Source organism: Ruegeria sp. BB1 (genome assembly GCF_056539465.1).
This window is the reverse complement of sequence record NZ_JBQFVB010000001.1, coordinates 1,454,447-1,473,677: the sequence shown is the minus strand read 5'-3', so window position 1 is coordinate 1,473,677 and position 19,231 is coordinate 1,454,447. Positions and strand designations below refer to the sequence as shown.

The 19,231-nt window shown below is 57.7% G+C and carries 17 protein-coding genes; 10 read left to right on the top strand and 7 right to left on the bottom strand.

Annotated elements, in window-relative coordinates:
• Window positions 1-486 precede the first annotated feature (486 nt).
• From pgeF to lgt, 3 genes are read right to left on the bottom strand one after another with little or no spacing between them, the layout of a single operon-like run.
• A complete protein-coding gene (gene pgeF / locus ACR0AL_RS07370) occupies window positions 487-1,245 on the bottom strand; it encodes a peptidoglycan editing factor PgeF (protein ID WP_170374267.1) in 759 nt (252 codons plus the stop codon).
• The gene (locus ACR0AL_RS07365; RefSeq protein WP_480662479.1) at window positions 1,242-2,309 is read right to left on the bottom strand and encodes a class I SAM-dependent methyltransferase; all 1,068 of its coding nucleotides are present in this window, start codon (window positions 2,307-2,309) and stop codon (window positions 1,242-1,244) included. The genes pgeF and ACR0AL_RS07365 overlap by 4 nt, the downstream gene beginning before the upstream one ends.
• Window positions 2,306-3,193, bottom strand: a complete 888-nt coding sequence (gene lgt, locus ACR0AL_RS07360; protein ID WP_480662477.1) for a prolipoprotein diacylglyceryl transferase — start codon at window positions 3,191-3,193, stop codon at window positions 2,306-2,308. The genes ACR0AL_RS07365 and lgt overlap by 4 nt, the downstream gene beginning before the upstream one ends.
• 97 nt (window positions 3,194-3,290) lie before the next feature.
• Between lgt and ACR0AL_RS07355 the strand changes: the two genes are divergently transcribed.
• The 5 genes from ACR0AL_RS07355 to ACR0AL_RS07335 all read left to right on the top strand — a co-directional run bounded on the left by ACR0AL_RS07355 (window position 3,291) and on the right by ACR0AL_RS07335 (window position 6,487).
• Window positions 3,291-3,539 carry an accessory factor UbiK family protein gene (locus ACR0AL_RS07355; RefSeq protein ID WP_037308471.1) on the top strand — a complete coding sequence of 83 codons (249 nt, stop codon included), beginning with the start codon at window positions 3,291-3,293 and terminating at the stop codon, window positions 3,537-3,539.
• 314 nt (window positions 3,540-3,853) lie between these two features.
• Window positions 3,854-4,354: a type III secretion system chaperone family protein gene (locus ACR0AL_RS07350; RefSeq protein WP_170347858.1), complete on the top strand. Its 501-nt coding sequence runs from the start codon at window positions 3,854-3,856 to the stop codon at window positions 4,352-4,354.
• Window positions 4,355-4,390: 36 nt separating this feature from the next.
• Complete coding sequence (gene proC, locus ACR0AL_RS07345) at window positions 4,391-5,206, top strand: pyrroline-5-carboxylate reductase (protein WP_170408991.1); 816 nt, start codon at window positions 4,391-4,393, stop codon at window positions 5,204-5,206.
• Complete coding sequence (locus ACR0AL_RS07340) at window positions 5,199-5,537, top strand: tRNA-binding protein (protein ID WP_480662474.1); 339 nt, start codon at window positions 5,199-5,201, stop codon at window positions 5,535-5,537. Before proC ends, ACR0AL_RS07340 begins: the two co-directional genes overlap by 8 nt.
• Entirely contained in the window at window positions 5,537-6,487 is a 951-nt protein-coding gene (locus ACR0AL_RS07335) for a 2-hydroxyacid dehydrogenase (protein WP_170408993.1), read from the top strand. The genes ACR0AL_RS07340 and ACR0AL_RS07335 overlap by 1 nt, the downstream gene beginning before the upstream one ends.
• Here ACR0AL_RS07335 and ACR0AL_RS07330 read toward each other — a convergent pair.
• A complete protein-coding gene (locus ACR0AL_RS07330; protein WP_170347862.1) occupies window positions 6,484-7,062 on the bottom strand; it encodes a thymidine kinase in 579 nt (192 codons plus the stop codon). The two genes, ACR0AL_RS07335 and ACR0AL_RS07330, sit on opposite strands and share 4 nt — an antisense overlap.
• Before the next feature lie 356 nt (window positions 7,063-7,418).
• On the opposite strand from ACR0AL_RS07330, the gene ACR0AL_RS07325 reads away from it, so the two are divergent.
• On the top strand, window positions 7,419-7,880 hold the full coding sequence (locus ACR0AL_RS07325; protein ID WP_170360505.1) for a hypothetical protein: 462 nt from the start codon (window positions 7,419-7,421) through the stop codon (window positions 7,878-7,880).
• Window positions 7,881-8,022: 142 nt separating this feature from the next.
• The gene (locus ACR0AL_RS07320; RefSeq protein WP_480662472.1) at window positions 8,023-9,144 is read left to right on the top strand and encodes a PLP-dependent transferase; all 1,122 of its coding nucleotides are present in this window, start codon (window positions 8,023-8,025) and stop codon (window positions 9,142-9,144) included.
• Window positions 9,145-9,234: 90 nt separating this feature from the next.
• On the opposite strand, the gene ACR0AL_RS07315 is transcribed toward ACR0AL_RS07320, so the two are convergent.
• Complete coding sequence (locus ACR0AL_RS07315) at window positions 9,235-10,359, bottom strand: beta-ketoacyl-ACP synthase III (RefSeq protein WP_170347865.1); 1,125 nt, start codon at window positions 10,357-10,359, stop codon at window positions 9,235-9,237.
• A 165-nt stretch (window positions 10,360-10,524) separates the two neighbouring features.
• On the opposite strand from ACR0AL_RS07315, the gene ACR0AL_RS07310 reads away from it, so the two are divergent.
• From ACR0AL_RS07310 to ACR0AL_RS07300, 3 genes are read left to right on the top strand one after another with little or no spacing between them, the layout of a single operon-like run.
• The gene (locus ACR0AL_RS07310; RefSeq protein ID WP_170347866.1) at window positions 10,525-10,992 is read left to right on the top strand and encodes a MarR family winged helix-turn-helix transcriptional regulator; all 468 of its coding nucleotides are present in this window, start codon (window positions 10,525-10,527) and stop codon (window positions 10,990-10,992) included.
• Window positions 10,989-12,026, top strand: a complete 1,038-nt coding sequence (locus ACR0AL_RS07305) for an efflux RND transporter periplasmic adaptor subunit (RefSeq protein ID WP_170347867.1) — start codon at window positions 10,989-10,991, stop codon at window positions 12,024-12,026. The genes ACR0AL_RS07310 and ACR0AL_RS07305 overlap by 4 nt, the downstream gene beginning before the upstream one ends.
• A 10-nt stretch (window positions 12,027-12,036) precedes the next feature.
• Window positions 12,037-15,078: an efflux RND transporter permease subunit gene (locus tag ACR0AL_RS07300; protein ID WP_480662470.1), complete on the top strand. Its 3,042-nt coding sequence runs from the start codon at window positions 12,037-12,039 to the stop codon at window positions 15,076-15,078.
• A gap of 18 nt (window positions 15,079-15,096) precedes the next feature.
• Here the strand turns inward: ACR0AL_RS07300 and ACR0AL_RS07295 are convergent, their stop codons facing one another.
• Together ACR0AL_RS07295 and carB are read right to left on the bottom strand one after the other, a co-directional pair.
• Window positions 15,097-15,507, bottom strand: coding sequence for a VOC family protein (locus ACR0AL_RS07295; protein ID WP_480662468.1), 411 nt, complete (start codon window positions 15,505-15,507; stop codon window positions 15,097-15,099).
• Between the two features lie 258 nt (window positions 15,508-15,765).
• A complete protein-coding gene (gene carB / locus ACR0AL_RS07290; protein WP_480662466.1) occupies window positions 15,766-19,110 on the bottom strand; it encodes a carbamoyl-phosphate synthase large subunit in 3,345 nt (1,114 codons plus the stop codon).
• Between the last annotated feature and the right edge of the window lie 121 nt (window positions 19,111-19,231).

Sequence of the window (19,231 nt, the reverse complement as noted above, 5' to 3'; positions counted from 1 at the left end):
CGGCAGGCCGCACACCGGATCGGAGCACCCCTCCGTTGTGCGTCTTATTCCCCAGAACCGGCAGCTTGGTTCGCGGGAAAGTCATCGTCAGCGTCGGACCGCCAGGCGGCGCGCAACTCTGACCGAATTGCTGGAAACCCGTTTCCACGGCATCTCCAGTTTTTGCTCTCTGGTGGCCACAAGTACGGCGCTTAGAAAGCGTGATCTCGTCTTCATTTTTGTGTCCTGCTCGCTTGGGAACTGACGCCCCGTTTTCCTCTGACACCTAAGTCTGCCCGCTTATTACGGCGGCGATAAGGCTGATCCGGATTGAATTCAGGACAAATGAAGTCTTGCATTTCCTCTTTTCTGATCGCGTCGCGCTCCACTGGAGAATCGGCAGATAAACACTTGAGAGCGGACAATAATTATCAAATTGTCGAGACACGAATAGATAGGAAAATTGTGGCGAAAAAGCGGCGATTTCGCCGCAATTCGGGCCTAGTCTTAAAGTTTTATGGCGGAAATGAGGCGACCGTAATCTGCCTCTTTCGCGTGGGTTGACCGGCGGTACGAGTAGAATCTGTCGGGGTCAGAATAGGTGCAATGGCGTGTCCATTCGGCCTGTCCGACCCCCGCCTGACGCAGCCTGTGCAGGCCAAAAGCAGGCAAGTCGAACTGCAGTCGGTCGCCGGTTCCATTCGCAAAAAACCGCAGGTTTTTCGGAGAATCCGCGACGAATTCATCCAGAAATTCCGGCCCGACCTCATATGCCGCCTGTGAGATCGAGGGGCCGATTACCGCCACGATGTTTTCCCGCTTGGCGCCAAGCGCCTCCATTGCGTCCAACGTTGCCTCAAGCACCCCATCCAAAGCGCCGCGCCATCCGGCATGCGCAGCTCCGATCACGTTCGCGTCAGAATCGGCAAATAGGACCGGCTGGCAGTCGGCGGTGAGAATCGTCAGGGCCAGATCAGGGGTTGCCGTGACCACCGCGTCGGCTTTTGGTTTGTCACCGTTGATCGGGGCGTCGACAGTCAGAACGGTGGGAGAGTGGACCTGATGAATGCCCACCAGGGCTTCGGGTGTGACGTCCATCGCCTGCGCCACGCGCTTGCGATTTACCGTGACCGCTTCGGTCTGATCGGAGGAGCCATAGCCGCAGTTGAGGCCCGAAAAAATACCCGATGATGCACCGCCGCGTCGGCTGAAAAAACCGTGGCGCACAGGGGCCAATAAATCAGAGGTCAGAATTTCCAAGGTCATGGCTCCAATCCCGGAGGTGGTGCGGAAGGGGTGGGGTAGAGGCCCAGCACTTTGAACAGGTTTCCCATTTCATCGGGGTGCGTCAACCGGCGATGTGCGGCAATTAACGCTTCAAGCTCAGACCCGCCGAGGGGCGCGGCAAGGGCTTGTGCGCGGGTGGCAATTCCCAAGCGCTCCAGAAATACACCCTGTGGTGTCAGGCGCGAATGGGCGCATCCAGCGGCGCGGGTCGCCAGTACCAGTGGTTCGAAATCCACATGTGCCGTAAGATCAGCCTGACCGGGTTGGGCCAAAGGATCAGCGCGTTCATGTGCCTGCAGTGCCTGAAAGGTGTCGCCAAGCGAATGCCAGTCGCCATAATCCACAATCAACCCTGCGCCGCCATGGGTGCCAATCCGCCCAGCAATAACGGTAATGATGGGAATGGCAGCGGCGCACAGTTCGACCAGGTCACCATCAGCAGTGTCGTTCAGTCGATCCTTAAGGGCGATCTGATCTGCATGTGGACCCAATCCCCAAGCTAACGCGGTGCCATCGCGGCCAATCAACCGCTCGCGCCAGCCATCGCGGTCGCGCAGGAACTGTCGTATTGGCAGGGCGTCGAAGAACTCGTTCGCGACCAGAAACAACGGCGCTTCGGGCAGGTCGGCGACCGAGTCGATCCAGCGCGGGTTATGATCCTTCAAAGTCTGCGCTTGTACGTTACGTAGAGCAGGCGAGGCTTCAAGCAGAACGACCTTGGCGGCCTCATTGAAGCCGGGCACGCGTGACGTGGCGCGCAGCATGTCGGCCATCAACGTGCCACGCCCTGGTCCAAGCTCGGCCAGCACAAAATGCTCGGGGTGGCCCTGATCCATCCAGCTTTGAGCCAGGGACAGGCCAATCAATTCTCCGAACATCTGGCTGATCTCGGGGGCAGTGATGAAATCGCCCTGCGTGCCAAGAGGGTCACGGATGGTGTAATAGCCATGCGTCGGGTGCAGGAGGCATTCGGTCATGTAGTCGGCCACACTTATCGGGCCGTCCTGCGCAATACGCGCCAGCAGATGATCTTGCAGGCTCATGCCTTCGATCTTGCACGCAGGGCGAACCACAAGCCAAGGGCAATCATTGGTAGTGACAGCAATTGGCCCATCGTCAGACCATAGCCGCCCACGTGCCAAGCCAGACCCAGCGGATTCCCGGCCGAAATAAACTGCGCGTCGGGCTGCCGGAAGAATTCGACAATGAAACGCGAAGCACCGTAGCCTGCCAGAAAGACGCCCATGATCAGGCCCGGCTTGTGAAACGCGCCGCGTCGATAAGCGAGCCACAGCAGTGCAAGCCCGAGAAACAGACCCTCTAACACGGCTTCATACAGCTGTGATGGGTGTCGCGCACACATCCCGGCCACAACACCGGGGCAATCCTGCGCCGCCGCTCCGGGGAAGATCACCGCCCAAGGCAATTCGCTGGGGCGTCCCCACAACTCGGCGTTGGTGAAATTCGCCAACCGCCCGAGCAATAGCCCTGGCGGCACTGTATGGGCGATTAGGTCGGCCATGGACAGAACCGGAATTTGGTGGCGTCGCGCATAAAGATAAGAGGCGATTACTACCCCCAACAGCCCGCCATGGAACGCCATGCCACCCTGCCAGACCTTGAGAATCTCCAGCGGGTTCGAAAGGTAATAGGAGGGCTGGTAGAACAGCACGAATCCCAGGCGCCCGCCTAGAATCACACCGAGGATGATCCAGGTAATCAGATCTTCAAGCTGTTCGGGCTTCATCGGGGGCGTCTTGTCGGGCCACAGAGCCGGGCGCCGCAGCGCCGCAATGCCCATCCGCCAAGCAATAAGAATGCCAACGATATAAGCCAGCGCGTACCACCGCAGGGCGAACTCCATCCCAAACAATGAGATCGAGAACAACTCGGGCGACAGATCGGGGAAATTCAGAACAGCCTGCATGTGCGTCTCATTGCCCGGGGTTTGCAGGGCAAGTCAACCTTGAGCCCGGAGTAATCATTCCCCATATAGAGTCCAACCGCGATTTCGGAGTAGAGCCATGCAAACCCGCAACAAGATCCTCGATGATGTTTCCCAACTGATGACCAACGCCATGGGCGTGGCCCAGGGCGCACGGGAAGAGGCTGAGAATGCGATGAAGTCGATGATCGACCGCTGGCTGGCTGACCGCGATTTCGTCACACGCGAAGAATTCGACGCCGTTCGCGCGATGGCCCAAAAAGCGCGTGAAGAAAACGCAGCGCTGGAATCCCGCATAGCCGCGCTTGAGGCAAAGCTGGACAAGTAACGCTCCAACAATCTGATTTTTGGCTAAAGCTATCCGCCGCGCAATCCGAACTTGGGTTGTGCGGTGTTGTGCATCATGCCGCCCTGCTGAGATTAATCAAGACAAAGCTACAATTCGTGCCAATATTTTGATCGCCGTTGCCGACTGTCCACAACTTATTGCTGTTATCCCCAATAAATAGGGTTGCCAGAACCCATCTCGCATCGCACCATATTTAGTACAGGCAGACGGGGTTGGCCCCGGCTTGTAGAGTAAGCAACTAGCATTGGGGCGCTGCCAGCCCCTAAAAGGCTAGAGATTAGTGAGGTGGCATTATGGCCCTTTCCGAGCAGTTTCTCGAAGAAGACCTTCATCCGATCGATATTGTTGAACATATTGCTGAACATCACGACTGGGACTTTGACCGGATCGGGGATGATCAGATTGCCATGGCCGTCGAAGGGCAGTGGCGCACATACTCGATCACGTTGGCCTGGTCGAACTATGACGAAACCCTGCGCATGGTGTGCTCGTTCGAGATGGAGCCACCAACGGATCGCGAAGCCAAGCTGTATGAACTGCTGAACAAGATGAATGATCAGTGCTGGGCCGGGGCGTTTACGTACTGGGCCAATCAAAAGCTGATGGTTTATCGCTATGGTCTGGTTCTGGCCGGTGGTCAGATGGCCAGCCCGGATCAGATCGACACGATGATCAGCGCCGCGGTGCTGAGCGCCGAGCGCTACTATCCGGCGATCCAGTTGGTCACATGGGGCAATCGGACCCCCGAAGAAGCGATACAAGTCGCCATTGCAGAGGCCTACGGCCGCGCGTAAAGCTTTGCCCCGAACCGAATGAGGAGAGGGGCAATCATGGACATGTCACGCGTTGCCGAACAGGGGCTGGTTCTTCTGGGGTGCGGCAAGATGGGATCGGCCATGCTCGCCGGATGGTTAGAGCATGGCCTTCCTGCGTCAGCGGTCTGGGTAATTGATCCTAACCCCTCGGACTGGCTTAAGGCGCAGGGCGTCAACATCAACACCCCGCTGCCCGAGGCCCCCGCCGTGGTACTAGTGGCCGTCAAGCCGCAGATGATGGGCGAGGCGCTGCCTGCGATCAAAACGTTGGGCGGAGGTAACAGCCTGTTTGTCTCGATCGCAGCGGGGACATCGATTGCCACGTTCGAGGCCGTTCTGGGCAAAGACACCCCGATCGTGCGCGCCATGCCAAACACGCCAGCCGCAATCCGGCAGGGAATCACGGCGCTTATCGGCAATGCGAAGGCTTCGGACGCGGATGTGGCATTGGCTGAAAACCTGCTGTCTGCCATCGGCGAGACCGTTCGGCTGGAAGATGAGGCGCAGATGGACGCCGTCACCGGGCTCAGCGGGTCAGGCCCGGCCTATGTCTTTCACCTGATTGAAACGCTCGCCGCCGCTGGTCAGGCACAGGGCTTGCCACATGAGCTGGCGATGAAGCTGGCTAAATCCACTGTAGCCGGGGCAGGGGCATTGGCCATGGCGGCAGAGGAAGACCCCTCGCAACTGCGCGTCAATGTCACATCGCCTAACGGCACAACCCAAGCCGCGCTTGAGGTGCTGATGCACGAGGAAGAAGGTTTCCCCAACCTGCTGCACCGTGCAGTCAAAGCTGCGACAGATCGATCCAAGGAGCTGTCCCGTGAGTGAGATTACATTCGACGATTTTCTCAAGGTCGACATCCGCGTGGGCGAGGTGATCCGGGCCGAACCTTACACAGAGGCCCGTAAACCTGCGATCAAGATGTGGATCGATTTTGGGGATGAGATTGGTGAGCGGAAAACCTCGGCCCAGGTCACCGCGCATTACGATCCTTCGACGCTGGTGGGCAAGCAGGTGATGGCCGTAGTGAACTTCCCCCCGCGCCAGATCGGTCGGTTCATGTCTGAAGTTCTGGTACTAGGCTTGCCCGATGAAAACGGTGAAGTGGTCTTGATCGGCCCGGATGGCGAAGTTCCTATCGGCGGGCGGATGCACTGATGAAATTGCTGATCACCCGCCCAATGACCGCCGCCGTCGAGGCCCGCGCTCGCCGCGCGTTCGATGTGGAAATTCGTAGCAACACCTTGCCCATGACGTCCGAGGAAATGCTACGCGCACTAAGGGATTTCGATGTGGTCGTGCCCACATTGGGTGACCAGTTTTCGGCCCAGATTTTCTCGGATGCCCCCAACCCTCGGTGCAAACTCCTGGCCAATTTTGGTGTCGGTTACAACCATATCGACGTCGACGCCGCGCGTACCGTTGGTGTCGCGGTCACCAACACGCCCGGTGCAGTCACCGATGCGACGGCCGATATCGCCATGACCCTGTTGTTATCCACGGCCCGTCGCGCGGGCGAGGGCGAACGGCTGGTCCGCGCGGGCAACTGGCAAGGATGGCATCCAACGCAGATGCTGGGCCACCACGTTACCGGCAAGCGAGTCGGAATCGTTGGTATGGGCCGGATCGGTCAGGCCATTGCCCGGCGCTGTCATTTCGGGTTCGCGATGCAGGTGGCGTATCAGTCACGCAGCCCGAAGGAGGTAGAGTTTCCTGCTGAATATATCCCCGACCTTTCGTCTTTGGCGGCGTCGGTCGATTTCCTCGTGATTGCCGTGCCTGGCGGGGCTGAAACCCGTCACCTGATCAACGCGCAGGTGCTAGATGCGATGAATCCATCAGCCATTCTGATAAACATCGCCCGCGGTGAGGTCATTGACGAGACCGCCCTGATCGCCGCCCTACAGTCCGGCCAGATCGCGGGCGCCGGGCTGGACGTGTATGAATTCGAACCCGCCGTTCCGCAGGCGCTGCGTGATATGGATAACGTGACCCTGTTACCACATCTTGGCACAGCCACCGAGGAAGTGCGCAGCGACATGGGGCATATGGCACTGGACAACGTGGCGGCCTTTGTCGAGGGACGGCCGTTGCCAAATCCGGTCTAAGATCCGACCGCCTCGCGCCAGTGTTTGCGGCAGAGCGAGACATAGGTCTCGTTCCCGCCGATCTGCACCTGTGCACCTTCGGTGATGGTGTTGCCGTTCTCATCCTGACGAATCACCATCGTCGCCTTGCGCCCGCATTTGCAGATGGTGCGCACCTCACGCATTTCATCAGCCAGAGCTAACAGCGCTGCTGAGCCCGGAAATAGACGCCCCTGAAAGTCCACTCGCAACCCATAAGCCAATACCGGCACGTTTAGGTCATCTACCGCACGGGCCAGTTGCCAGACCTGATCTTCCGTCAGGAATTGCGCCTCATCTATAAAAACGCAGGCGATATTACCCTGATCCAGCCGAGCTCGGATCATGGCAAAGACGTCATCTTCGGTTGTGAACGTATCGGCGTCTGCGGAAATCCCGATCCGCGACGCAATTCTCCCGACACCAGCGCGCCCATCCAGGGCAGCGGTCATCAAATAGGTGTCCATGCCCCGCTCACGATAGTTATGCGAGGCTTGCAGCAACACGGTCGATTTACCCGCGTTCATGGTGGAATAATTGAAGTAGAGCTTTGCCATGCACCCGGGTCTAATTGGCAAGACCTGCCTGGGCAAGGCATCAAAACCCGTTAAGGAAGCGACGTCGCCGTTGTCATTGCAGGGACAGAGCGTACGCTCAAAGGGGATGGATCCCCCGCGCCTACAACAGCGACGCCGTCGGCCAACATGCGGCCTATACCAAACGAGGCTTAAATTGCGCCCCGCAATCACTCTTTACCGGCCGGAACGGCCGCCACTCACTCACAAAACCCCTGCATATCTGAGGGATAGCCAATTTATGACATTTCAACTATGAATCGAATATGGGAAATTTCCTGTCCCTTTCCCCCACAGTGGCAGATGTTGTGGAGGGCACAGGCAGCAAAGGTACAAACATGGCAGATATCGGGGCCTACCTGAAAAAGCACACAGAGGCGTTGGTCAAAGACGTCGGCATTGAATCCGCGTGTGAGATCACCGGGAAATCCAAGGCGACTCTGGGGCGGTATTATTCAGACAATGCCGAACACGCCGACCGGTTCATGCCCGTGGACGCCGTGGCCCGGCTTGAGGCTGTGTCAAACTACCCGCATGTGACCTCGGCGCTGGCCGATCTGAAAAACATCACGCTTTCGTATGACGGTCGCAACACCGATAGCCCGCGCACTGGCGGGGTGAATTCCGACGTCATCGCTTTGAGCCAGCGGTTCGCCATGCTGATGACCGAATATCAGGCCGCCATCGAAGACGGCATCATCACCGTGAACGAGGCCAAACGCCTGCTGAAGGAAACAAGCCTGCTGCAACAGGTGCTGATCGAGATGAAGCTGCATCTGGAAGAGGAAAGCGTGAGCTAAGTCTAATCGTTAACCTTCCCGCGAATAATACCTGCAGAGTCGGGCTTCAAAGGTCTGCTTTGCGGACAATCCGGACTTTACTGCCGGCGATTTGAAGGTCAGCTTCCTATGCATTGGCAAATACTTAGTCTAGAATTGCCATATGCTGATTGGAACGCAAAACACGCTCTCAGAAGTGATCAATGCTAGAGGTGTTTTTACACCTCTTGGTGTTTCTCGATCCTCAAAAGAAGTCTGTGAAGCTGTTTCCGATGCTTTAGGGCGTCACTTCATTATGGATGATCTCCATGATGCAGTGTGTCGAGAAATTGCCGAAATGACCAATGCGAGCGCGGCCACTGTCGTAAATTGCAGTGCGGCTGCGATTACATTGGCTGTAGCGGCCTCTATGACCGGTTGTTCCCCAGGCGCGATTAAACAGCTTCCCGATGCAAGCGGTCTCAAGAGCCGAGTCATTTTGCCTGCAAAACACGCAGTAAATTACGGTCATCCCATTGAGCAAGCTATCCGACTTGCAGGTGCGAAACCGGAGCTTGTGGGCGACAATTCGGCTTGCGGCATTGAGGACCTTGCTCACGCTTGTTCAAAACTGGATGCGTGTTGTTTAGTGCTTGTTTCCTCCAGACTTACTGGAGGCGAAATGCTGGATTTTCGAAAAGCAGTCTCTGCCGCCCATGAACATGATCTGCCAGTGGTGATTGATGGCGCGGCCCAGGATTTTCGAATTGAAGACTTGCTGGATACCGGAGCTGACGTGGTTCTCATTAGCGGCCAAAAATACTTAGCTGGCCCAACATCAGGTTTGGTTCTTGGAAAGCCCGATCTGGTTTCAGCAGTCAGAGCACAGGAAAAAGGAATAGGGCGCGGCATGAAGGCATCAAAGGAAGCTCTCCTCGGTGTCCTTACTGCTTTGAAGCTTCGCCAACAGCTTAACAAAGAGGCTTGGTCGTCACAACAAAAGGAAAAGGTTGCCCGATTTGTCTCAGTAGCGAACACGATTGAAGGTATCACGGCCAATGCAAATCCTGATCCTACAAATCTGCCATTTGATCGAGCGCATCTCTGCATTGCCAAGTCGTCAGAATTTCCTGATGCGGCACAAATGGCAGCAGCTTTGAAAGCCGGTGAACCTTCGATCTGGATCATGGACCATTTAACCCACCAGTCGGAGATAGTGTTGGAGCTAGTCCAACTTACGCAAGAAGAAATCGACACAGTTCTGGATCGAATTAGAGACGTACTGTCCCAATATCAAAAATCCTAAAAGCTGACATTTACGCAACCTGCGGCATTGGTCAAATTGGGCTCAAAGCGGACAGGCGAACTCTTTTACGCGGCTTCTGTATACAGGCCGTTACCCGTGCCGCTTCACGATCACCGATCCCACCGAATACCCAGCGCCGAACGAACAAATAAGACCAACATCTCCATCCGACAGATCATCGGAATACTTGGAAAACGCGATGATCGACCCGGCTGAGGATGTGTTGGCATAGTCCTGCAGAATATTGGGCTGTTCACCCGCTTCGGGTTCGCGTCGCAGTACCTTTTTGCCAATGAAATCATTCATCGTCTTGTTTGCTTGATGCAGCCACAGGCGTTTCAGGTCGCTGCTGCCAACCCCTTCGGATTCCATGTGATCCGAGATGTGTTTGCTGACCATCGGCAGCACTTCCTTGAACACTTTCCGGCCGTTTTGCATGAATTGCATGTCTCGCCGGTCGATCACCCCATCAGGGCGCGAGCGGCGCAGGAAGCCATTATTATTGCGGATGTTGTTCGAGAAGGATGTGGCGCAGCGGGTCGAGAGGATTTCGAAATGCGGGCCCGTCGCGTCTTCGATCCGCTCGACCAAGGTGGCCGTGGCCACATCGCCGAAGATAAAGTGGCAATCGCGATCACGCCATTCCAGGTGACCCGAACAGATTTCGGGGTTGACCACCAGCGCTGACCGGACCGAGCCCGAGCGCACCATGTCCGCCGCTGCCTGAATACCGAACGTAGCCGAGGAGCAGGCGACATTCATGTCGAAGCCAAAGCCGTTGGTGCCCAACGCCTGCTGAATCTCGATCGCGATCGCAGGATAGGCGCGTTCATGGTTTGACGCGGCGCAGATCACCAGATCGACATCTTCGGCACTGCGACCCGCCTGAGCCAGCGCTTTTTTGCAGGCATCCACGGCCATCTCGGTCATGATGCCGGGTTCGTCATCGCCGCGTTGGCGAAGCAGGGGATGCATCACGTCTGGGTCCAGCACACCGGATTTATCCATCACATATCGGTTCTCGATACCCGATGCCTTGAGGATGAATTCTACGGACGAATGCTGTATCGGTTCAATCTCACCCGCTGCAATCGCGTCGGCATTTTTGGCGTTTTGCGTGTCGGCATAGGCGTTGAAGGCGGCGACAAGCTCGGCGTTGGTGATGACGTTCTCGGGCGTGAAAACACCGGTGCCGGTGATTGCGGGCGTATACATGGCGGGTCCTGAATGTTTCGAATCCGCTTAAAATGCAGTCGCTGCGGGTTTTGATCAAGAGAAGGTGACCCAAGGGAATGCAGCGAAACCAGTCAAATTACTGCTTCACAACTTGAATGGTTCATAATCTGAAGTATATGACGCCACGGACACACGGAGCTCCCAATGCCAGACAACATAAGCGACAGGCTTGGCCGCCTAAGCCCTGAAATCCAGTCAATCATGGGTGTGTATGCCCTGTACTGGAAGCTGGAAGAGGCGTTCGATTGCATTGAAACGGAACTTAGCCATCCGGAATGCCACATGTTGATCAAACTGGATCAACCCAAGCGTATGGGCGTTCTGGCGGCCGACATGCTGAGTGTCCCTTCGACCATAACCGCCACGGCGGACGGTTTGGAAAAAGCTGGCTATCTGACGCGTGAACGTGACCCCGAAGACCGCCGTGCCTGGTTGCTGGTTCTGACTGAGCAGGGCGAAGAGGCCCGGAATATGCTGGTGTCCGAAGCCGGTGACCTTTTTCACCGCGCATCCGGATTGGATGCAAAGGAAACTGCCGAATTCGCGCGATTGGCGCGCAAAATCCGAGACAACATCCTGAAAACAGGAATTCCCGAGGGATTGACGAAATGAAACTCCTCTCTGTTCTGAGTGCGACCCTGATCGCGCTGACGACACCGGTTCTGGCTCAAGAAACCGCCAAGCCGGTCAAGCTGATGCAGGTGCGCGAAACCGCACCGGGCTTTTCACGCCAGTTCTTTGGGCGCGTGGCCGCCCGACAAACCGTTGATCTGGCCTTTCAGGTCTCGGGTCAGATTGTTGAGATGCCGGTGACCGAAGGTTTTGTGATCCCCAAGGGTGAGTTGATCGCGCAGCTGGATCAAGCACCTTTCCAGCGCCGGTACGACCGCGCGGTCCTGCAAAAGGATCAGGCGGACCGAACCGTGGCTCGCTTGTCTCGATTGCGGGGTACCACCGCCAGCCAAGTGGCCGTGGACGATGCGGAGACAGAGGCGCAACTGGCTGATATCGCCGTGCGGGATGCGGAATACGATCTTGAACATGCGACTCTGACCGCGCCATTCGACGCGCTAGTGTCCAGCCGGGCGGTCGAAGCCTTTACCACCGTGTCAGCTGGCGCCCCCATCGTGCGCATTCACGACATGTCGGAATTGCGGATCGAGGTCGATGTGCCCGAGATTCTGTTTCAGCGTTCGGGTCAGGAAGAAAGCTATACGATCACCGCGAAATTCCCGACCAGTGACGAGGTATTCCCCCTTCAGATTCGTGAGTTTGATGCCGAAAGCTCAACCGTGGGGCAGACATTCCGCATTCAGTTCGGCCTAACCCCGCCGGAGGGTTTGCAAATCCTGCCGGGCTCGTCCGTGACTGTGACTGTTCAGGTAGAGGATGGCCGAACCGGTATCGTCATTCCGGCCGCGGCCATCGTTGCAGGCGCTGATGGAGCTTTGGGCGTCATGGTGTTTTCGCCAGTTGGCGCCGACGAAGGCGCCGTTCAATACGTTCCTGTCACCATCGAGCCCACCCAGACCGGCGAGGTCCGAGTGCTGACCGGTCTGTCGGACGGTGACGAAATCGTTGTCGCTGGCGGCAGTGCGCTGACCGACGGTCAGGCCGTACGCCGCTTTGCTGGCTTTGCGAACTGAGGGCAAACAGATGAACATCGCGCGCGCCTCGATCGACCGGCCGATTTATACGTGGCTGATCATCCTGATTGCCCTGTTTGGGGGAATTTGGGGCTTCCTGTCGCTGGGTCGTCTGGAAGACCCGGCCTTCACCATCAAGAATGCCGTCATAGCAACGCAATACCCAGGCGCCACAGCCGAAGAAGTGGCGCTCGAGGTCTCGGAACCATTGGAATCTGCCATCCAGCAGATGGGCGAGGTTGATACGATCACCTCGGTCAACCAACCGGGATTTTCGCTGATCGAGGTCGAGATCAAATCGACTTATGACGGTACAGAACTGCCTGAAATTTGGACCAAGCTGCGCGCCAAGGTGCGCGACGCATCGCGTGCATTGCCATCGGGCGTAAGCCAACCAATGGTGAATGACGGGTTCGGTGATGTGTTCGGCCTGTTTTACGCTGTCACGGCCGAAGGGTTTTCGGACGCTGAAAAGCATGAGTTATCCACTTTTTTGCGGCGCGAATTGCTGACCGTTCCCGGTGTCGCGGATGTTGAGGTGATGGGCCTGCCGGACGAGGCGATCTTTGTCGAACCCGATCTGGCCATTTCCGTCAACCAGAACGTGCCTATCCCGTCCATCAACGAGGCCATTGCCAACGCGGACTCGGTTAATGCGTCTGGATCGGTCCGAACTGAGAATGACCGCACCACGATCCTGACGGCCGAAGGGTCAGATACAGTTTCTGCCATTGCCGGTTTGTCGTTGGGGTCGCAGGGGCAGGTGATCAACCTATTCGACATGGCGCACGTCTTTCGTGGCCGTCAGACCGACCCCGAGGTCATGATCCGGTTCAACGGGACCGAGGCGTTTACGCTGGGAATCGCGGGCCTGTCGACCGAGAATATCGTCGAAGTCGGCCAGCGTGCCGATGCCAAATTCGCCGAGTTGGACCCTCAGATTCCCTTTGGGGTCGAAATCCTGCCGATCTATCAGCAGCATGTGGTGGTCGAACAGGCCTCGAACGACTTTCTGGTGAACCTGGCCATGTCAGTCAGCATCGTTGTAGCGGTTTTGGCTATCTTCATGGGCTGGCGCGCGGCGGTGGTCGTGGGCTCGACCCTTCTGCTGACCGTAGTTGGGACACTGTTGTTCATGTCGATCTTCTCGATCGAGATGGAGCGAATATCGCTGGGCGCCCTGATCATTGCGATGGGGATGCTGGTGGACAACGCCATCGTGGTGGCCGAGGGAATGCAGATCGCCATGTTGCGAGGTAAAAATTCCCGCGATGCGGCTGATGAGGCGGCATCGAAAACGCAAATCCCGCTGTTGGGGGCGACAGTCATCGGCATCATGGCTTTTGCCGGTATTGGCCTCAGCCCGGATGCGACGGGTGAGTTCCTATTCTCATTGTTTGCGGTAATCGGTATCTCGTTGCTGCTTAGTTGGGTTCTGGCGCTGACGGTGACGCCGATGCTGGGGCATTACTTTTTCAAGCAGGGAAAAGAGGGCGCGGTGGACGCTTATGGCGGCATCATGTTCCGTGTCTACGGTGCGATCCTGCGGTGGTCCTTGCGGATGCGCTGGCTGGTGATTGCCGCGCTGGTCGGGGTGACGGTGGCCTGTTTCGCGGGCTTTGGTTTGGTGAAACAGCAGTTTTTCCCTGACTCGAACACACCGCTGTTCTTCGTGCATTACAACCTGCCGCAAGGCACGCCCATCGCACGCACGGCTGAGGATATGGCGGTCTTCGAAGACTGGCTGGCCGAGCGCGACGATGTCGTATCTGTCACCACCTTTGTCGGGCAGGGCGCAACTCGGTTCCTGCTGACCTATTCGGCCGAAAAACCAAACCCCAGCTATGGGCACATGATCATTCGCACTGAAACGCTGGATGACATTCCGGTTTTGCAGGCGGATTTGGAAGCGTTTGGGCAGGCACAATTCCCCGAGGGCAAATTCCGCACCAAACGCCTGATCTTCGGCCCGGGCGGCGGAGACCCAATCCAAGCCCGGTTCTCGGGCAGTGATCCGAAGGTATTGCGCCAGCTGGCCGATGAGGCGGTGTGGAAAATGCGCGAGGCTTCCCCTAATGCGCTGAACGTCTATCATGATTGGCGCGAGCAGGAGCTGGCAGTGCAGCCGATCTATGCGACCGAGCGAGCGCAGACCGCAGGTGTGTCCCGAGAAGATATTGCCGCGACTTTGCAGTTTTCCACGGACGGGATCACCGCCGGAGAATTCCGTGAGCGGGACCGTCTGATCCCCATCATCATACGCCGTCCCGCGGACGGGGATTATTCGATCGTCGATCAGGTGGTGTTTTCAGAAGAATCGCAAAAGTTCGTTCCAATCGAGCAAATGGTCGATGGTTTCGAATACAAGCCGCTCAACACGCTGGTGCATCGTCGTGACCGCGTGCTGACGATCACCGTCGGGGCTGATATCCCGCCCGGCATGACGGCGGCACAGGTCCATTCTGAGGTACGCGCGGCCATCGAAGACATGGACCTGCCACCCGGTTATCGCATGGAATGGGGGGGCGAGTTCGAAAACGCTGGCGAGGCCAACGAAAGCCTAGGACGTCAGTTGCCCCTGAGCCTGCTGATCATGGTGCTGATCTCAGTGTTGATCTTTAACGCGATCCGCCAGCCGATCATCATCTGGCTGTTGGTGCCGATGTCGGTGAACGGCGTCGTGATCGGGCTGTTGGGGACGGGTCTGCCGTTCACCTTCACAGCGCTGCTGGGGCTGCTGAGCTTGTCGGGGATGCTGATCAAGAACGGGATCGTTCTGGTCGAAGAGATTGATCTGGTCCGTGCCACCGGCAAGCCCCTGCGCGAGTCGATTGTCGAAGCTTCGGTCTCGCGTTTGCGCCCTGTGATGCTGGCGGCGATCACCACCATTCTGGGGATGGCACCGTTGCTGACGGACGCGTTCTTCCGCTCGATGGCCGTGACGATTATGGGCGGTTTGGCCTTTGCCACGATCCTGACCATGGTCGCGGCTCCGGTCTTTTACATGGTGTTCTTTGCACGCGATGAAAAACGCGAGTTTGCACAGGCCTGACTGGTACCGGGCGGCGTTTCAGTCGCCCGGGTCCTTTTCCGGATCATAATGATAGTAAAAACAGGATAGCTTGTTTCCGTCCGGGTCGCGCAGATAGGCGACATAGAAATCAGGCGCGTAATAGTCCCGAATGCCCGGAGGACCTGCGTCTGTGCCCCCATTTTCCAGACCTGCCGCGTGAAAACGCCGAACTTGCGCTGCGCTGCTGGCCGGAAAAGCAATCATCGTTCCATTGCCCACGCAGGCCGCCCCACCATCAAATGGCGTACAGACCCAAAACCCTGTCCCGGCATCGGGATGGTTTCCCCAGCCCGCGCGATCCTTTGAACACCCCGGAAGGCGCGGCTGATCCAGTACAGAAAAGATCGCGTCATAGAACCGGATGGCCCGGGACAAGTCATTGGTTCCGTATGTGGTGTAAAGGCGCATGGTTTCACCGGTTGTCAGAACAGCATCATGCTGCCCGCGACAACCTAGGGAAAGCGAAAACGGCGCTGACGTTCGCGTCAGATCAGTGGGATCAGCGGCACATCACACGCGGCAAGCGTCATCAAAGCGGCGAGAACCATAAACCTGCGCATTTTGTTTTCCTTCTGCTCGTTTGCAAAAAAGATGCGCGCCCGAAGACACGGGGTCAACGGGCGCGGTGTGTTTGGTTCAAAATGCGCGGGTTTCACCCCAGGCGAGTTAGCCCTGCAGCGACTTCACCTCAACATCGCCTTCGGCCTGTGCCTTGATCGCCAGCGCGGCAGCATGGCTGGCGGCCGCGGTGGTGAAATAGGGGATCTTGTCATAGAGCGCGATTGAACGGATGGACTTGCTGTCCTCGACCGCCTGTGCGCCTTCGGTGGTGTTCATCAACAATTGCACCTGACCGTCTTTCAGCATGTCAGCCACGTCAGGGCGGCCTTCATAGACCTTGTTGACCACATCACAGGCTACACCCTGTTCGGCCAACCAGGACTGGGTGCCGCGTGTGGCCACCAGAGAAAAACCTTGCCCGGTCAGAACTTGCGCGGCCTCAAGCATCGCGGGGGTCTTGTCGGCATCCTTGATCGAGATAAACGCACGGCCCGAGGACGGCAGCACCATACCAGCCCCCATCTGTGCCTTGAGGAAAGCGCGGTGGAAGTCGCGGTCCCAGCCCATGACCTCACCGGTCGAACGCATCTCCGGGCCCAGAATGGTGTCAACGCCGGGGAAACGGGCAAAGGGCAGCACCGCCTCTTTCACCGAAAACCAAGGCATGTCCGGATCAGCCAGTGTCATCTGGTCTGCGATCTTGGTGTCCTGACCGTCCTGATAAGGCGGGCGCTGCGGGAAGTTCGCCAGCTTCTCACCAGCCATGACACGCGCGGCAATCGATGCGATGGCACTGTCGGTCGCCTTTGCGACAAACGGTACGGTCCGTGAGGCGCGCGGGTTGACCTCGATCAGATAAATCTCGCCATCCTTGATCGCGAACTGCACATTCATCAGGCCGACGACATTCAGAGCTTTGGCTAGCTTGAACGCCTGATCCTTGATCTGATCCAGGATTTCTTTCGACAGCGAATAGGGCGGCAGCGAACAAGCCGAGTCACCCGAGTGAACGCCAGCCTCTTCGATATGCTGCATGATGCCAGCGACATGTACGGCCTCACCGTCGCAAATGGCATCCACGTCCAGCTCAACCGCACCGGCCAAATAACTGTCCAGCAGAACCGGGCTGTCGCCCGAGACCACCACTGCCTCGTTGATATAGCGTTTCAGCTGCTCCATATCGCGCACGATTTCCATCGCGCGGCCACCTAGAACGTAAGAGGGGCGGATGACCAGTGGGAAGCCAATCTCGTCGGCAATCTCCAGCGCCTGTTCATCGGTCGAGGCGATGCCGTTTTTGGGCTGTTTCAGGCCCAGATCATTGACCAGCGCCTGAAAGCGTTCACGGTCTTCGGCAAGGTCAATCGCATCCGGCGTGGTGCCGAGGATCGGGATACCTTCAGCCTCAAGCGCGTTGGCCAGTTTCAGCGGGGTTTGGCCGCCGAACTGAACGATCACACCGTGCAGCGTGCCGTTCTCCTGCTCTTTCGTCAGGATTTCCATGACGTGTTCAAAGGTCAGCGGTTCAAAATACAGCCGGTCCGAGGTGTCATAGTCGGTCGAGACCGTCTCGGGGTTGCAGTTGACCATGATGGTTTCATATCCCGCTTCGGTTAGTGCGAAACAGGCGTGGCAGCAGCAATAATCGAACTCGATGCCCTGACCGATCCGGTTCGGGCCACCGCCAAGGATGACAACTTTTTTGCGGTCAGACGGGCGCGCTTCGCATTCGACCTCGCCCATCATGGGCGCTTCGTAGGTTGAATACATATAAGGCGTCTGTGCTTCGAACTCGGCGGCGCAGGTGTCGATACGCTTGAACACGGCGTTGACGCCCAGATTGCGGCGGGCGCGGCGGACGTTGTCCTCATCCCGGCCGGTCAGATTGCCCAGACGAGCATCGGTGAAGCCCAGCATTTTCAGCTTGCGGATGCCGTCTTCGGTCACCGGCAGGCCATCTTTGCGGACAACGCGCTCAGCCTCGATGATCTCGCGGATACGGGCCAGGAACCATGGGTCAAATTTGGTGACGCCAAAGATTTCGTCATCGGTCAGACCGTGACGCATGGCCTGCGCGATGGTGCGCAGACGGTCGGGGGTCTGTTTGCTGATCGCCTTGATGACGGCAGCTTTGTCGCTGGCTTCTTCCCAGACACCGACGTTAAGCCCGGGGATTTCGATCTCATCAAACCCGGTCAGGCCCGATTCCATCGAGGCCAGCGCCTTTTGCATCGATTCGTGGATCGTGCGGCCGATGGACATGGCCTCTCCCACCGATTTCATCGCAGTGGTCAGGTAGGGTTCGGACCCCGGGAATTTTTCGAAGGCAAATTTCGGGATCTTGGTGACTACATAGTCGATCGTAGGCTCGAACGAGGCCGGGGTGACCTTGGTGATGTCGTTATCCAACTCGTCCAGCGTGTAACCCACGGCAAGTTTTGCGGCGATCTTCGCAATCGGGAAACCGGTCGCCTTGGACGCCAGCGCCGAGGAGCGCGATACACGTGGGTTCATCTCGATCACAACCATGCGGCCATCATCGGGGTTGATCGCCCATTGTACGTTCGAACCGCCGGTTTCAACGCCGATCTCGCGCAGAACGGCGATCGAACCATTGCGCATGATCTGGTATTCCTTGTCGGTCAGCGTCAGGGCAGGGGCCACGGTGATCGAGTCGCCGGTATGCACGCCCATCGGATCGACGTTTTCGATGGAGCAGACGATGATGGCGTTGTCGGCGGTGTCGCGCACCACCTCCATCTCATACTCTTTCCAACCCAGCAGGCTTTCATCGACGAGGATCTGGTTGACGGGCGAGGCATCCATGCCCGAGCGGCAAAAATGGATATAATCCTCACGGTTATAGGCCACGCCGCCACCGGTGCCGCCCAGGGTAAAGGCAGGGCGGATAATGGCGGGCAGGCCGATTTCTTCCAGCTCATCCAGCGCCATCTGCACACCGGCATCCAGATCGGTGGAACCGTCTTCGCGCTTGGGAGCGGTCACGATGGTTGCCTTGGGGTTTTCCAGCCCCAGCCGGTCCATCGCCTCGCGGAACAGGGCGCGGTCTTCGGCCATTTCGATGGCGTCGCGTTTGGCGCCGATCATCTCGACCCCGAACTTTTCAAGCACACCCATCTCTTCCAGCGCCAGCGAGGTGTTCAGGCCGGTCTGCCCGCCCATAGTGGGCAGCAAGGCATCGGGGCGTTCTTTTTCGATGATCTTGGCGACAACCTCGGGGGTGATCGGTTCGATATAAGTGGCGTCAGCCAGACCGGGGTCGGTCATGATGGTGGCCGGGTTTGAGTTCACCAGGATGACCCGGTATCCTTCTTCGCGCAGCGCCTTGCAGGCCTGTGCGCCGGAATAGTCAAATTCGCAGGCCTGACCGATGACGATGGGCCCCGCTCCGATGATCATGATCGACTGGATGTCGGTTCTTCTGGGCATGGCCTGGTTCCTTCGGTTAACTGCGAGTCAGGGCGCCCCCATGCGCCCAAATTGTCCTGCGTTATAGGGACCGCGCGAAAAGGTTCAAGGGGTATCGGAAACGGTGACGAAATTGCCGCTT